Raw genomic sequence first — 14,321 nt, 5'->3', positions numbered from 1 at the left:
AGATGGATATGTTATCCAATCTAGCCTTAAGCTTTATGAGGTTGCAAGTCCGGGGAATGGTCGATTACGCATCCATGTCGGCCATTTCCAAGGCCTCAAGCTTGGGTTACCTGGGCCGGGATCATTTGTTGACACTCCTCAGTCGACTGTGATTGGATAAGATATTCATAATAGCTATGCGGGGAGGCGACTTGGATGGCAGATGGGTGTCGCGAGAACGAGCTGATCAGTGCCTTCCGGGCATTTGCTACCCCGCTGATTAGCGACAACCTAGCTCGCGTTCCTGGAGCAGTTGGGTTGCGGCCATTTCACAAGATGGCCGGCGTCATGGTGGGGAGGGCGCTGACGGTCAAAACGCGTGCTGGCGACAACCAGTTCATCCACCGTGCGCTCGATCTGGTGCAGCCAGGCGACGTCATTGTTGTCGATGGCGGTGGCTACGAGGGTCGGGCGCTGGTCGGCGAGATCATGACCAGCGTTGCGGCCTCGCGCGGCGCCGCCGGCATTGTCATCGACGGGGCCATCCGCGATGCCGGCGCTATCGGCCGCAACCCATTTCCCTGTTTCGCACGATCGGCCATCCATCTCGGTCCCTACAAGGACGGTCCTGGAGCCATCAACGTTCAGGTCTCAGTGGGCGGGATGGTCGTGGGCCCCGGCGACGTCGTCGTGGGCGATGAGGATGGCGTCGTGGCGTTTCCGCTGGACGGTGCCGCGACCCTGCTGGCTGCCGTCAAGGCGCAGGACGCGCGCGAAGCCGAGATCATGCAGAGCATCCGCGAGAATCGCTACAACGGCGCCTATGCCAAATCCGCCAGCGGGAGCCATTGATCGACCGGCCCAGCGCGTCCAAGGGTTGACTTAGTGTATAATATCATCCATCGATCGTATCAAAAAATCCAGCTTCGTATTCAACTTAGAGCGGGAGCCACATTGATCCTGCTAAATCCGCTCGACACCAAGCAGTAGAATGCTTCCGGGCACGCCGCCCGGATGCGCCAACAGGGGAAAATGGAGAGACTAATGGTTGATACCTTCAAGCGGCTTGCTTGCGCCACCGCCCTTGCCGGGCTGGCCCTGACGACGGGTGCCACAGCTGCCGAAATCAAGATCGGCATTGTCGCCCCAATGACTGGTCAGTTGGCCAGCGAGGGGCAAGACATGGAGAACGCGGTGAAGATGGCGATCGACGCGGCCAACGCCAAGGGCGGCGTCAATGGCGACAAGATCGTCATGACCACGGCCGACGATGCCTGCGATCCGCAGCAGGCGGTGACCGCGGGCAGCAAGCTCGTCTCGGAAGGCGTGACGGCAATCGTCGGCGGCTACTGCTCGGGCGCCGTTCTTCCGACATTGAAGATCTATGGCGACGCCGGCGTTCCCTTCGTCATCATCGGGGCGAATTCGACCAAGCTCGTCGCTGCCAACCCGGGCAACGCCTTCCTTGCCAATTCAACGGGCGATATGCAGGCGACGACGGCTGTCGAGCTCTTTAAGAAGAACGGCTACAAGAAGATCGCCGTCATAGATGAAGGCGACGCCTATTCGTCCGACCTGGCAAAACTGACCGCCGAAGCCTTCAAGAACGCAGGCGGCGAAGTTGCCGCCAAGGAAACCACCACTGCCGGCGAGCAGGACTATTCGGCGGTCGTCACCAAGGTGAAATCAAGCGGCGCGGACGCTGTGTTCTGGACCGCCTACCATGCCGGCGGCGCGCTGCTTACAAAGCAGCTCAGGCAGGCCGGCTTCCAGGGCGGCATCGTGCTCGGCGACGGCAACAATTCGCCGGAATATCTGGAGATCGCGGGCTCGGCCGGAGAGGGCGTATTTCTCCTGTCCCCGCCGACCGTCGATCTCCTCTCCGGCGCGGCCGACTTCAAGGCCAAGTACAAGGAAGCCTACGGCCGCGACGCTGGCGCCTACGCGGCTCTCTCGCACGACGTCGGCGACCTCATCGTGGATGCGATCGGGCGGGCCAAGTCGACCGATCAAAAGGCAATCGTGGCGGCGCTCAAGGCCAGCGACTTCAAGGGCATGGCCGGCGAGATCAAGTTCACCGAGAAGAACACGCTGCAGACGTCAAACTTCCGCCCGGTCGTTGCCAAGGGCGGCAAATGGGTTGCCGCCGAGTAACGGCGAAGACAGCTAGACGCCGAGGCGGCTCGTGAGTCGGCCTCGGCGTCATTGCCCGTTGTCTTGCCCTGGTGGCTGGCGCCTATCGATGCTGCGCCCGGCACGACATTTTCAATACCCGCAACCGGAGCATCAATGACGCTCGACCTTGTCATCCAGCAGCTGGTGAATGGCCTCATCGTCGGCTCGTTCTATGCCCTGATCGCGCTTGGCTACAGCATGGTCTTCGGCGTCATCAAGCTTCTGAATTTCGCCCACGGCGATATCTATATGAGCGGCGCCTTCGTCGGCCTCATGGTGTTTTCCTTCGTCGGTATATGGGTCGGCAACGGCTGGCTTGGCGTTGTCTGCGCTCTGCTGGTGTCGATGCTGGCCGTCGGCTTGCTCGGTGTCGTCATCGAGCGCTTCGCCTACCGGCCGATGCGCAATGCGCCGCGCCTCTCGATCCTGATCACGGCTCTCGGCGCCTCGATGGTGCTGAACGGCACCGCGCTCGCGCTCACCGGGGGGCGGCATTTTGCATTCAACACGGATCTTGGTTTTGCCGGCATCGACATCTCGGCTGTTCACGTCACCTACACGCAGATCGTGCTTGTCGGCGCCTCGATCTTGTTGATGGCCGGCATGCAGGCCTTCGTCTCGCGCACCATGTATGGCAAGGCGATGCGCGCCGTCTCGATCGACATGGCGGCGAGCCGCCTGATGGGAATCGATGTCGACCGGGTGATCGCGCTGACCTTCTTCATGGGCTCGGCGCTCGCCGCCGGCGGCGGTGTCATGGCCGGCGCCTACTATGGCAGCGTCCATTTCTTCATGGGCTTCGTCATGGGGCTCAAGGCCTTCACTGCGGCCGTCATCGGCGGCATCGGCAGCGTGCCAGGCGCCATGCTCGGCGGCCTGCTGCTCGGCCTGCTCGAGGCCAATGGGTCTTCCTTGCCCTTCGTCGGATCGGAATGGCGCGACGTCTTCGTGTTCGGCGCGCTGATCCTGTTCCTGGTTTTCAAGCCGACCGGCGTTCTCGGACGCTCTGTCGTGGAGCGGGTGTGATGAGCGAGGAAGTGAGGACCTTGCCCACCGTCACGCAGCCGCCATTGCTGCACAGATCGCTTCTGCTGCCTGGCCTTGCCGTGCTCGCCTTGGCACTGGTGCTGCCGCAATTCGCCAATGCCTATGTGACAGAGGTGGCGACCACGGCGCTGCTCTATGTCGTGCTATGCCTCGGCCTCAACATAGTCGTCGGCTACGCCGGTCTGCTTGACCTCGGCTATGCCGCCTTCTTCGCGGTCGGCGCCTACACGACCGGCATCCTGACCGCAGAATTCGGCTTCAATTTCTGGCTCACCATTCCAGTCGCCATGGCAGCTGCCTGCGTAGCCGGCATTATCATAGGCGCGCCGACCTTGAGGCTGCGCAGCGACTATCTGGCGATCGTGACGCTGGGCTTCGGCGAGATCGTGCGCATAATCGCCCGCAACCTTGATATCACCGGAGGCGCTAGCGGTCTTTTCGGCATCGAGCGGCCGGAGATCTTCGGCTTCCGCCTGATGCAGGTGCAGCATTTCTACTATGCGTTCCTGACGCTGGCGCTGCTTACGCTCTTCGTCTGTCTGAGTGTGGAGCGCTCGCGTATTGGACGTGCCTGGTTCTATGTCCGCTATGACGAAGACGCAGCAGCCGGTATTGGCATCAATCGCGTCTCCGCCAAGCTCCAGGCCTACATGATGGGGGCAGTGATCGCTTCCGTGGCGGGATGCCTCTATGCGGCCAAGATGACCGCCATTTCCCCGGAAAGCTTCACCTTCAACCAGTCGCTTCTCATCCTGCTCGGCGTCGTGCTGGGCGGCATGGGCCGCATCCCCGGTGTCGTCCTGGGCGCCATTCTGGTTGCCCTGCTTCCGGAAGTGCTGCGTGGTGCGGGCACCTATCGTCCGCTGGTGACAGCCGTGGCGCTGCTGGCAATCATGCTCTTCAGGCCGAACGGCCTGTGGCCGGACAAGCGGGTGTGACGATGGCCCTGCTCGAAGTCCGCGACCTGCGTCTCAGTTTCGGGGGATTGAAAGTCCTTCAGGACATTTCGTTCTCGGTCGAAAAGGGCGCCATAAACAGCCTTATCGGGCCTAATGGGGCCGGCAAGACCTCACTCTTCAACTGCCTCACCGGCTTCTACAAGCCGAAGGGCGGCTCCATCCAGCTGGGTGGCCAGCCGATCACGGGGTTGCCGCCGCATCGCATCACCGCGCTCGGCCTTGCCCGCACATTCCAGAACATCAGGCTATTCAAGGAAATGTCGGTCCTGGAAAACGCCATGTCCGGCCAGCATTGCCGCAGCCGCCACGGCATTGTCGCAGCGATTCTGCACCTGCCGTCACAGCGACATGAAGAGGAGAGGATACGCGAGGTTGGGATGCGCTGGCTCGATTTCGTCGGCATCGCGGAGCACGCGCATCGCCTTGCTGGCGGCCTTTCCTATGGCGACCAGCGACGGCTTGAACTTGCAAGGGCTCTGGCTTCGACGCCCGAGCTCATCCTGCTGGACGAACCCGCCGCGGGCCTGAATGAGCGTGAGAAGCTCGATCTCGTGCATCTTATCCGCCGCATTCGCGACGAAACCGGCGTAACCGTGCTGCTGATCGAGCATGATATGGGCCTGGTCATGCAGGTTTCGGAAAAGATCGTGGTGTTCGACTACGGTCAGAAGATCGCCGATGGCGCGCCGGAGGCCGTGCGGGCAGATCCCAAGGTCATCCAAGCCTATCTCGGTACGGAGGATTGATGGACTCCGAAATTGTCCTTTCGGCCGACCGAATCGTGGCGCGTTATGGCGCGATCGAAGCGCTCCATGGCGTCAGCCTTTCGGTCAGGCGCGGCCAGATCGTGGCTCTGCTCGGCGCGAACGGCGCCGGCAAAAGCACGACCTTGCGCACGCTGTCGGGCCTCATCGCGGCGTCATCCGGCAGTGTCCGGTTCCTGGGCGACGACATAACCAAGGTCCCCGCCCACCGTCTGCCTCACCGCGGCCTCGTCCATGTTCCGGAGGGGCGGCGCGTTTTCGGTGACATGACGATCAAGGAGAATCTCGACCTGGGTTCCTTCACACTGGCCGACGATGTCGAGCGGCGTCGGCGGATGGATCATGTGTTCGAACTGTTCCCGATCCTGGCGCGTAGGCACAATGGCGACGCAAGGAACCTGTCCGGCGGCGAGCAGCAGATGTTGGCGATCGGCAGGGCCTTGATGGCGGCACCGAAGGTGCTGCTGCTCGATGAGCCATCGATGGGGCTGGCGCCGCAACTGGTCAAAGAGGTCATGAACATCGTGCAACGCCTCAACCGTGAGGGCGTGACGATCTTGCTGGTGGAGCAGAACAGCAAGGTCGCCCTGAAATTCGCCGATTACGGTTATGTTCTCAAGGCCGGGCGCATTGTCCTCGAAGGATCTGGCAGCGAGCTAGCCAGCAACGATGCTGTCATCGGTGCCTACTTGGGAAGCACAGCGGCCTGAATTTGGTCGGGCCGGTTGCCATGCAATTCGGCGCCTTCGGGCGACGTGCACGAAGTGTTCCGTCGCGGCGGCATGGTTTGTTATTGCGCCTTGTTGTCTGTCGGCACCGGTGCGTCCTGTGGGATCAGCATTTCCTGCCGCAGATCATCCCAAACTGCCTTGGGCACGACGGCCGCCATTAACCGCACATTGTCCCTGACCTTGTCTGGCCGCTTGGCTCCCGGGATGACCGCGGCGACAGCAGGATGAGGCGCGCAAAATTGCAGCGTAGATCGAATGTCGGCACCATGGCGCTCGCAGATCGCTGCCGGCTACCAACAGTCGACCAATTTTGGTCGACAACACGAAATCGCTGCGTGGATATTGCACGTTGCCGAAGCGATGTTCGGACAGGCCAGCGCCGTAGTTGGGCGCGGTGTCAAAGTAGCGAACACCAGTTTCCCATGCGGCGTTCAATGCCGCTTCCGCGGTCGCTTCGTCGACTGTCTCGAACATGTTGCCGAGTGGGGCGCCGCCAAAGCCCAGCGGACCGGGAAGTTTGAAATTGGGCATGAGGCGATCCTGACCTTCGCGACCGGTGGCTACGCGGAGCGTCGCATTACCTTCCCCATCGGACCTCCCAAAGGGTGCGCCTCAATGAAGCAGCCCTCTAGAGCAATTCCAGGAAAAGTGTGAAGCGGTCTTCCGTCCGGAATTGGAGCGGTCCGGCGATCCTTCAAACGCTGAACCGCTCCAAGCAAACGATATGCGCGGCGAAATGACCCCTGAGCTCAGATGTCCTTCACAAGACGGAGCGCGTCATAGATCGCCGCATGGGTGTTGCGTGCCGATACGGCGTCTCCGATCCGGTAGAGCTTGAAGGTCCCTTCCTCGTTCTCGACTCTTGTCTGGGTCTGTCCGTCGATCAGCTCGCCATAGTCGACCGCACCGAGGTTCTTCGAAAAAGGCTTCAGCGCGAAATATAGGTCGTCGTTGGGCCGCGTGCCGTGATTGACGACGATCTGATCGTGCCTCTGCTCTTTGCTTATGCCGCCATAGTCGCTGCCGATGGTCGCGATGAGATGATTGCCTTCCTTGCGAACGGACTCCAACAGGTAAGTCACCGTGAACGTCACGTCCTTGTTCTGCAGGGCTCGCATGTAAGGCACCAGGTTCATCGCCATCACTTCCGGTGAGAACGACCGGTCGCGGGTCATGATCTCCACCTTCGCGCCGGTATCGGCGATAATCTCGGCGGCCTGTAGCGCGGCGTGGTCTCCGGCGTCGTCGTAGATCAGGACATCGCTGCCCGGCCTGACATCGCCCGCGATGATGTCCCAAGCCGAAACGACCAGATCATTTCCGCTGGTGAGAACTTCGACGTGGGGCATCCCACCCGTCGCAATGATTACAACATCGGGCTTTTCGTCCCTGACGGTTTCGGTCTCGGCCCATGTGCCGTAGCGGAACGTAACACCGAGCGCCTCGCACTGCGCGAGCCGCCAATCCACGATCCCTATCATCTCACGGCGTCTCGGACTCTGCGCGGTCAGCAAGATCTGACCCCCAGCCTTGCCCGCTGCCTCGAAGACCACGACTTCGTGCCCGCGCTCGGCCGCAACCCGGGCCGCTTCCAGCCCGCCCGGCCCCGCTCCGACGATGACAATTTTCTTCTTTTCTTGCGCTTTGGGGACGCTGTGCGGCATCGTTTCTTCACGCCCTGTGGCGGGGTTGTGGATGCACAGGGCCATGGCGCCTTGGTAAATACGGTCGAGGCAGTAATTGGCTCCGACGCAAGGCCGGATATCGTGCTCGCGATTCTCGAGAATCTTGCGCACGATATGAGGGTCCGCCAGGTGCGCCCGGGTCATGCCGATCATGTCGACTTTGCCTTCGGCTATGGCGTACCTCGCTGTCGCGACGTCCTGAATTCGCGTTGCATGGAACACAGGAAACTTAGTCGCGGCCCTCACTTCTCCCGCGAGTTCGAGGTGAGGCGCGCTGGCCATGCCCATGATCGGGATCTGGTCGGTAAGACCAGCATCGGTCTCGATATGTCCCTTCGTCACGTTCAGAAAATCAATCAGGCCGCTGTCCTTCAGCCGCCGTGAGATTTCCAGACCCTCTTGCTTCCCGTACCCAACCGGCGTGTCCTCGTCGGCGACATAGCGGACACCCAGAATGAGGTCCGGCCCCACGCGCTTTCGTACCGCCGCGAGAACCTCCAGCGAGAAACGCATCCGGTTTTCGAGCGAGCCACCGTACTCGTTCGTCAGTTCATTGCTCATCGGTGACCAGAACTGGGAGAGCAGATGTCCAAACGACTCAAATTCAACGCCGTCGACGCCACTTGCCTTCATGCGCTCGGCCGCGTCGGCGAAATCCTTCTTGATCCGCTCGATGTCCCACGTCTCCATGAGCTTTGGAAAGGCTCGATGCGCGGGCTCCCGCTCGAGGGTGGGGGCAACGGCAGGAAGCCAATCTCCCTTGTCCCATCGGGTGCGTCGGCCCAGATGCGTCAACTGGATCATCACCGCCGCGCCATGTTCATGGCAGGCGTCGGTCAGTTCGCGCATCCAACGAACGACTTCATCCTTGTAGGCCAGCACGTTGTTGAATACCGGCGGACTGTCTCGGGAGACGGCGGCCGAGCCGGCTGTCATGGTCAACGCAAGACCTGCCTTGGCCCGTTCAACGTGATAGGCGCGATATCGTCCTTTCGGCATCCCGTCTTCGGGGTAGGCGGGCTCATGCGACGTCGTCATGAGCCGGTTGCGAAGCGTCAGGTGCTTGATCGTGAAAGGTTGCAGAAGAGGATCGTTCAACATCGAGCTGCGCTCCGATATAGCGGTTGCTACCGCCAAAAATTAGAGAATGTCCGACCGCCAGCGCCGGCGTTTTAGATTCGCTTGTCAGTCACCATCTTTGTCCTGAGATAGGCTTCAAGGCCTTCGGCGCCACTTTCAGCGCCGTAGCCGGATTCGTTGACGCCGCCGAACGGGGTTTCGGCCTCGTGCACTGACGTATGGTTGATACCCACCACGCCAGCCTCCAGTTCCTCACTCGCCGCGGTGGCGACCGACCCATTGCGAGCAAATACGTAGGCCGCGAGGCCGTATGGCAACGAGTTGGCTCGGCTGATGACCTCGTCGAAAGACCGGAAAGGCGTGATTAGCGCCATCGGGCCAAACGGTTCCTCGTTCATTGCACGTGCACCGTCCGGCATGTCGCGCAGAACGGTTGGGGCGTAAAAATACCCTTTCCTGTCGATGCGCTCGCCGCCGAGAGCGAGGCGGGCGCCTTTCGAGACAGCGTCCTGCACAAGCTCGTCCATCATGCCCAGGCGTCGCCCGGTGATGAGCGGCCCCATCTGCACACCGTCCTCGAGGCCGTTGCCGACGACCACCTTCCGGCTGCATTCGACGAACCTGTCGATGAATTTCTCGTAGACATTTTCGTGGACATAGAAGCGGGTGGGCGAAGTGCAGACCTGCCCGGCATTGCGATATTTCGCTGCGGTCAGCACATTCACGGTGTGATCGAGGTCCGCATCGTCGAACACGATCACCGGGGCGTGCCCGCCCAGTTCCATCGTGCACCGTTTCAGGGTCTCGGAGGCCAGCTTCTGGAGAAGCTTCCCAACAGGGGTCGATCCAGTCAGCGAGACCTTCTTGGGGATCGTCGAAGCGATAAGATGTTCCGAAATGGGTGCAGACGGACCGAACACGATGTTCAGAGCTCCGCCTGGTACACCTGCGTCATGGAAGCACCGACCGATAGCCACCGCCGTCCCGGGGGTCTCGTCGCTCGGCTTGACGATGATCGTGCATCCAGCCGCCAGGGCGGCAGCGATCTTCAGCGTAACGTTGCCAGCCGGGAAGTTCCATGCTGCAAAGCCCAGCGACGGCCCGACCGGCTCCTTCAGCGCTGTCTGCCGAACGTCCAAACTGCGCGCCGGTATCACGCGCCCATAGGCACGCTTGCCTTCCTCGGCATACCAGCGCGTTGCGTCAGCGCAGAATTGCAGCTCCCCTTCGGCCTCGCGCAGCGACTTGCCGTTTTCCATGGTAAGCGTGCGGGCGATCATCGGCTTACGCGCCTCGATAAGGTCCGCTGCCCGGCTCAGCACCGCCCAACGAAAGGCAGCCGTCGTCTTCTTCCATCTCAGAAATGCGCGCCCCGAGGCCTCCAGGGCGCGGTCCAGATCCTGTGCCGATGCACATGGCACAGCCGCAATCTGCTCCTCGGTGGCGGGATTGATCAGGGGATGGCTGCGACCATCGCTGGCCGCCGCCCACTCTCCGTCGATAAGGAACTCGAGCTTTTCGTTGTACATCGGCTGTTTTCCCACGTCCTTGCCAACGGTGCTTCGACCGGTGAGGCTCGGCAAGATTTCTATTTGTGAAGCTTGTAGCGTGTTGTATAAAACATATGCATGATGATATGCAATCGAAAGATATCGCATATCGTGCTTCAACGGGCTTGAGGTAGTGACCCGAGCGCGTCGAGCTAGGCATTGGCGGCACTGTGCCGCGGCGTAAGGAGATGGAATGAGCGCGGACGGGCAGCATGTCGAGGTCGCAGTGATCGGAGCGGGGAGTGTCGGTCTAGCCGTCGCGCACTATCTCGTCCGCAACCATGGCGTTTCGCGCATTGCGATAGTCGACCCGCGCGATCCCATGAGCCTCACTTCGGCGCAATCTGGCGAGAATTATCGCAATTGGTGGCCTCATCCGACGATGACGGCTTATACGAACGACAGCATCCGGCTCATGGAGCAAATCGCGCGCGAGACAGACAACAGGATCAGCATGACGCGCCGCGGATATGCGTTGTTGACGCGAAGGAGCGATCCGGACGATCTCATCGAGGATCTCTACCGGGGCTACGCCGGACAGGCCGAAGATCTCATTCGCATTCATGAGGGCAACGGTGCCCACTCAGCTTACAAGCCGGCCTTGTCGGCTAACTGGGAAGATGCGGCTGATGGCGTAGACGTGCTTCGCGACAGGTCGTTTATCCGCCAGACTTTTCCCGCCTACGCCCACGACGTCGCGACGGTACTCCACATTCGTCGGGCCGGCTCTATCAGCGGCCAGCAGCTCGGCCAATATATGCTCGAAACGATCAAGTCCGCAGGGGGGCGCTTGATTCGCGGTGAGGTGGTCGGCATCGACGGACCGGCGCCCTTCGTCCTTTCTGTCGCAACAAAGGGAGAGGTTGTTCGTCTTCGTGCCGAGCGCATCGTCAACGCCGCCGGACCCTTTGTACAGAACGTGGCAGCGCTGTTGGGAGAAGACTTGCCCGTCTCCAGCGTCTATCAGCAGAAGATCGCCTTCGAGGACCATGAGGGCGCCGTTCCTCGCAACCTGCCGTTCTCCATCGATCTTGACGGCCAAACGCTGAACTGGACCGAGGAAGAGAAGGCCATCCTGGCCGATGATCCAGCTACCGTTCATCTGACGAAATTTATCGGCGGTGGCATACATTGTCGTCCGGACGGAGCCGAGGCCGGGAAATGGATCAAACTCGGCTGGGCCTTTAACGAACGGGCCAGCGATCCGAACGAACCAGAGCCTACGGACGAGCATTTCCCAGACATAGTGCTGCGCGCCGCAAGCCGCCTCCAGCCCGCGCTTGGCGCCTATGTCGGCCGCCTGCCGCGAGGCGCTCATCATTATGGTGGCTACTACACGATGGCCAAGGAAAACTGGCCACTGATCGGTCCGATGACGACACCTGGGGCGTTCGTGGCCGGGGCATTGTCAGGCTTCGGCACAATGGCGGCCTGCGCGACGGGGCTGATCTGCGCCGCCTGGGTGATGGGGACCGAGCTTCCCCCCTACGCAAGGATGCTGAGCCTCGATCGCTATAGTGACCCAGCGATCATGGCGGATCTGGCAACTCTTCAAAGCAGGGGCATGCTGTGATGCGATGGCGTTGGCGGCCGTCCGACAGTCAAGCGATCGCGTGGCGGACGCCATGAGAATCGGATTCGTCGGCACGGGCATCATCACCGAGGCGATCGTGAGAGGCCTTCTGAAGGCGGAATTCCCGGTTGTCGAAATCCTGGTCTCGCCACGCTCCAAGCCGACAGCAACGAAACTGGCCGCTTTGTCGCCTCTCGTGCGGATCGGTGAAGACAACCAGGATGTCGTAAGCGGTTCGGATATCGTCGTCCTGGCCGTGCGACCGCAAATCGCGGAGAAGGTTCTGCGCCCCCTGCAATTTGCGCCAAGCACGATCGTGGCCAGTCTGATTGCCGGCGTTCCGATCCCGACATTGCTCGATTGGATTGGTGCGGACGTCGATATCTCGAGAGCAGTTCCATTGCCGTTCGTGTCGGACCTGAACGGCGTGACTGCCGTTTATCCTGGGTCTGACGCGCTGACCGCAATCTTCGCTGCCTTGGGCACAGTGATCAACTGCGAGACGATTGACGAGTTCGATGCTTTTGCGGTGGCCGGCGGATTGATGGGCGCGTATTTCGGCTTCTCCGAGACCTGCGCACAGTGGCTCGTCTCCGCGGGAGTACCTTATGGCAAGGCGAGGGCCTATCTGGCGCCCTTTTTTCATGGGTTGGCGGGCAGTGCGGTCAGGAACCCGGAGAAGAGCTTCGAGGATTTGCGGATCGGCCATACCACCGTCGGTGGCTTGAACGATCAGTTATTCGAACAATTCCGAAAGGACGGTGGCTTGCAGGCGCTGACAGCCGCGCTTGATGCCGTAGGAGAGCGCCTCAGGCAGGCACGCCGAGAGGCATGACGAGTGAATCCCGCGTGGGCGGGACTTCGATTGCAGCAAATATGCAGGAGGCGACGTGAAGACCGATATTTTGATCATAGGCGGCGGTGCAATCGGATCGGCGGTCGCCTATTTCGTGAAGCTAAGATCGCCCACTACGGCTGTGAGTGTGGTGGAGCGCGACCCAACCTATGGGCTCGCCTCTACCCCAAGAGCATCAGGCGGCGTGCGGCGACTGTTCTCACTTCCCGAGAACATCGAACTGTCGAATTTCAGCATACCATTCTTCGAATCCTTCCCCGATACGATGGCCATCGACGGAGCAAAGGCGGAGATCGGCTTCAAGAAGAACGGATATCTCTTCATAGTGCCGCCTTCGGCGCGCGACATGCTGAAGAGCAACTTCGAGACTGAACAGAGGCTTGGCTGCAACGTCGTGTGGCTGGAGCCGGACGAGCTGAAGCACAAGTTTCCCTCGATGAATGTGGAGGATCTTGGTGCGGCGGTTTACTCTCCCGATGACGGATGGCTCGACCCGCACAGCGTGCTGATGGGCTTCCGCAAGAAGGCGCGGTCGCTCGGCGTGGAGTATCTTGCTGACGAGGTTACAGGGTTGGAGCGTGCTGGCAGTCAGGTGATAGCCGCTACGTTGAAATCCAATGGGCGCGTAGAGGCAGAGCATTTCGTCAACGCAGCCGGTGCATGGGCGAAGGATATCTGCGCAATGCTCGGAATCAAAGTGCCGATTGAACCGTTGCGTCGCTTCGAGCACTATTTCGAATCGGAGGATCCGATCGAGCCGCTGCCCTATCTAAAGGATCCGGAAAGGCTGGCCTTTCGGCCTGAAGGCAAGGGTTATTCGGGTGGTATTCCGACGCTGGCGGAGCCGCGCGGATATAATTTCGACGTCGATCATGACTACTTCGAAAACGTCGTATGGCCGGCGCTTGCCCACCGCTTCCCGCAGTTCGAGCGCACAAAGTGCAAGAACACGCTCCCCGGCCTTTATGATCAGAACGACTTCGATGGCAACGTCATCATGGGGGCAGGAGCTGACGGGCTCGGCAATTTCCATATGCTCGCCGGTTTTTCCGGTCACGGCCTCATGCATGCGCCAGGATGCGGCCGAGCCATCGCCGAGCTCATCCTCAACGGCCGCTACGAGACGATCGATCTGACGCGCTTCGGCTGGCAACGCCTTGTCGACGGCAAGCCACTTCCTGAGCGGGGCATCATCTGAGGTTAGGCAATATTGGCCACCGCCTGTGTGGCCCGGACTGACAACGGCTATCGGCCCGCTTCCATTCGCCGGCTGCTCGCCTGCAGGGATTTTTGGGTCTGTTCGATATGTCTCTCCAACAAATCCACGGCCTCGTCAATCTTCCCCTGCCTACAAAGGTCGAGCAGTTCATGATGCTCTTTCTGCGGGCGAACCTTACCGGCCGCCCGCGATACCTGACGGCGTATGAAGCGGCTGACGTGCCCATAGTTAGCCTCAATCATGGCGAGCAGCTTCGGCCTGCTGCAGGGCGCATAGAGTGTCCAGTGGAAATTCCAGTTCATCTCCCCCCAGGCTTCTGGGTCTGAAGCCGCGTCATAGCGGTCGAGAATTTCCTGCGCCACTTCGAGGTCTTCGATTGCCATGTTCGGGATGGCCAGTTTCAAAGCCCTGGTTTCGAGCCCAATTCGGATATCCAACATTTCGAGGACATCTTCGAGGGACAGCCCTTTGACAACCGCACCCTTGTTGGCATGGAAGATGATGAGGCCTTCACTCTCCAGCTGTCGCAATGCCTCGCGTACTGGAATGCGGCTGGTCCCGAACTGCTCCGCCACCTCATCCTGTCGAAGTTGATATCCGGCTTCGAACTCGCCGGCCAGAATCGATGCGCGCAATCCGTCTCTCACAAGTTCAGGCGCGGGTTTGCGAGCTGGTGCTTGCTTGGGTGCCATTTATGAACCTA

13 protein-coding genes are annotated in these 14,321 nt (G+C 60.7%); 9 read left to right on the top strand and 4 right to left on the bottom strand.

Annotated elements, in window-relative coordinates; all coding sequences use genetic code 11:
- Nucleotides 1–195 precede the first annotated feature (195 nt).
- The 6 genes from AU465_RS10345 (at nucleotide 196) to AU465_RS10320 (ending at nucleotide 5,634) form a co-directional block, all read left to right on the top strand.
- Nucleotides 196–831, top strand: coding sequence for an RraA family protein (locus AU465_RS10345; protein ID WP_192246554.1), 636 nt, complete (start codon nucleotides 196–198; stop codon nucleotides 829–831).
- Between the two features lie 192 nt (nucleotides 832–1,023).
- The gene (locus AU465_RS10340) at nucleotides 1,024–2,133 is read left to right on the top strand and encodes a branched-chain amino acid ABC transporter substrate-binding protein (protein WP_246505955.1); all 1,110 of its coding nucleotides are present in this window, start codon (nucleotides 1,024–1,026) and stop codon (nucleotides 2,131–2,133) included.
- 135 nt (nucleotides 2,134–2,268) lie between these two features.
- Entirely contained in the window at nucleotides 2,269–3,180 is a 912-nt protein-coding gene (locus AU465_RS10335) for a branched-chain amino acid ABC transporter permease (RefSeq protein ID WP_192246550.1), read from the top strand.
- Nucleotides 3,180–4,139, top strand: a complete 960-nt coding sequence (locus AU465_RS10330) for a branched-chain amino acid ABC transporter permease (protein WP_210325052.1) — start codon at nucleotides 3,180–3,182, stop codon at nucleotides 4,137–4,139. The genes AU465_RS10335 and AU465_RS10330 overlap by 1 nt, the downstream gene beginning before the upstream one ends.
- Nucleotides 4,140–4,141: 2 nt before the next feature.
- Complete coding sequence (locus AU465_RS10325) at nucleotides 4,142–4,906, top strand: ABC transporter ATP-binding protein (RefSeq protein WP_192246546.1); 765 nt, start codon at nucleotides 4,142–4,144, stop codon at nucleotides 4,904–4,906.
- Complete coding sequence (locus AU465_RS10320; RefSeq protein WP_192246543.1) at nucleotides 4,906–5,634, top strand: ABC transporter ATP-binding protein; 729 nt, start codon at nucleotides 4,906–4,908, stop codon at nucleotides 5,632–5,634. The genes AU465_RS10325 and AU465_RS10320 overlap by 1 nt, the downstream gene beginning before the upstream one ends.
- 144 nt (nucleotides 5,635–5,778) lie before the next feature.
- Here the strand turns inward: AU465_RS10320 and AU465_RS10315 are convergent, their stop codons facing one another.
- The 3 genes from AU465_RS10315 to AU465_RS10305 all read right to left on the bottom strand — a co-directional run bounded on the left by AU465_RS10315 (nucleotide 5,779) and on the right by AU465_RS10305 (nucleotide 9,949).
- Nucleotides 5,779–6,186 carry an aldo/keto reductase gene (locus AU465_RS10315; RefSeq protein ID WP_192246541.1) on the bottom strand — a complete coding sequence of 136 codons (408 nt, stop codon included), beginning with the start codon at nucleotides 6,184–6,186 and terminating at the stop codon, nucleotides 5,779–5,781.
- 218 nt (nucleotides 6,187–6,404) lie between these two features.
- Nucleotides 6,405–8,441, bottom strand: a complete 2,037-nt coding sequence (locus AU465_RS10310) for an NADH:flavin oxidoreductase (protein ID WP_192246539.1) — start codon at nucleotides 8,439–8,441, stop codon at nucleotides 6,405–6,407.
- A 71-nt stretch (nucleotides 8,442–8,512) separates the two neighbouring features.
- Complete coding sequence (locus AU465_RS10305) at nucleotides 8,513–9,949, bottom strand: NAD-dependent succinate-semialdehyde dehydrogenase (RefSeq protein ID WP_192246537.1); 1,437 nt, start codon at nucleotides 9,947–9,949, stop codon at nucleotides 8,513–8,515.
- Between the two features lie 214 nt (nucleotides 9,950–10,163).
- Here AU465_RS10305 and AU465_RS10300 point away from each other — a divergent pair, with 214 nt between their 5' ends.
- From AU465_RS10300 to AU465_RS10290, 3 genes are read left to right on the top strand one after another with little or no spacing between them, the layout of a single operon-like run.
- On the top strand, nucleotides 10,164–11,543 hold the full coding sequence (locus AU465_RS10300; RefSeq protein ID WP_192246535.1) for an NAD(P)/FAD-dependent oxidoreductase: 1,380 nt from the start codon (nucleotides 10,164–10,166) through the stop codon (nucleotides 11,541–11,543).
- A 52-nt stretch (nucleotides 11,544–11,595) separates the two neighbouring features.
- Complete coding sequence (locus tag AU465_RS10295) at nucleotides 11,596–12,378, top strand: pyrroline-5-carboxylate reductase (RefSeq protein WP_192246533.1); 783 nt, start codon at nucleotides 11,596–11,598, stop codon at nucleotides 12,376–12,378.
- A 55-nt stretch (nucleotides 12,379–12,433) separates the two neighbouring features.
- Entirely contained in the window at nucleotides 12,434–13,597 is a 1,164-nt protein-coding gene (locus tag AU465_RS10290; protein WP_192246531.1) for an NAD(P)/FAD-dependent oxidoreductase, read from the top strand.
- Nucleotides 13,598–13,644: 47 nt separating this feature from the next.
- Here AU465_RS10290 and AU465_RS10285 read toward each other — a convergent pair whose 3' ends face one another.
- Entirely contained in the window at nucleotides 13,645–14,253 is a 609-nt protein-coding gene (locus AU465_RS10285; RefSeq protein ID WP_246505954.1) for a GntR family transcriptional regulator, read from the bottom strand.
- Nucleotides 14,254–14,321: the final 68 nt, after the last annotated feature.

The sequence above is a fragment of the Mesorhizobium silamurunense genome (genome assembly GCF_014843905.1).
GTDB lineage: Bacteria > Pseudomonadota > Alphaproteobacteria > Rhizobiales > Rhizobiaceae > Mesorhizobium > Mesorhizobium silamurunense.
Note: the sequence above shows the minus strand (reverse complement) of the source record. Positions and strands in the feature narration are given on the sequence as shown.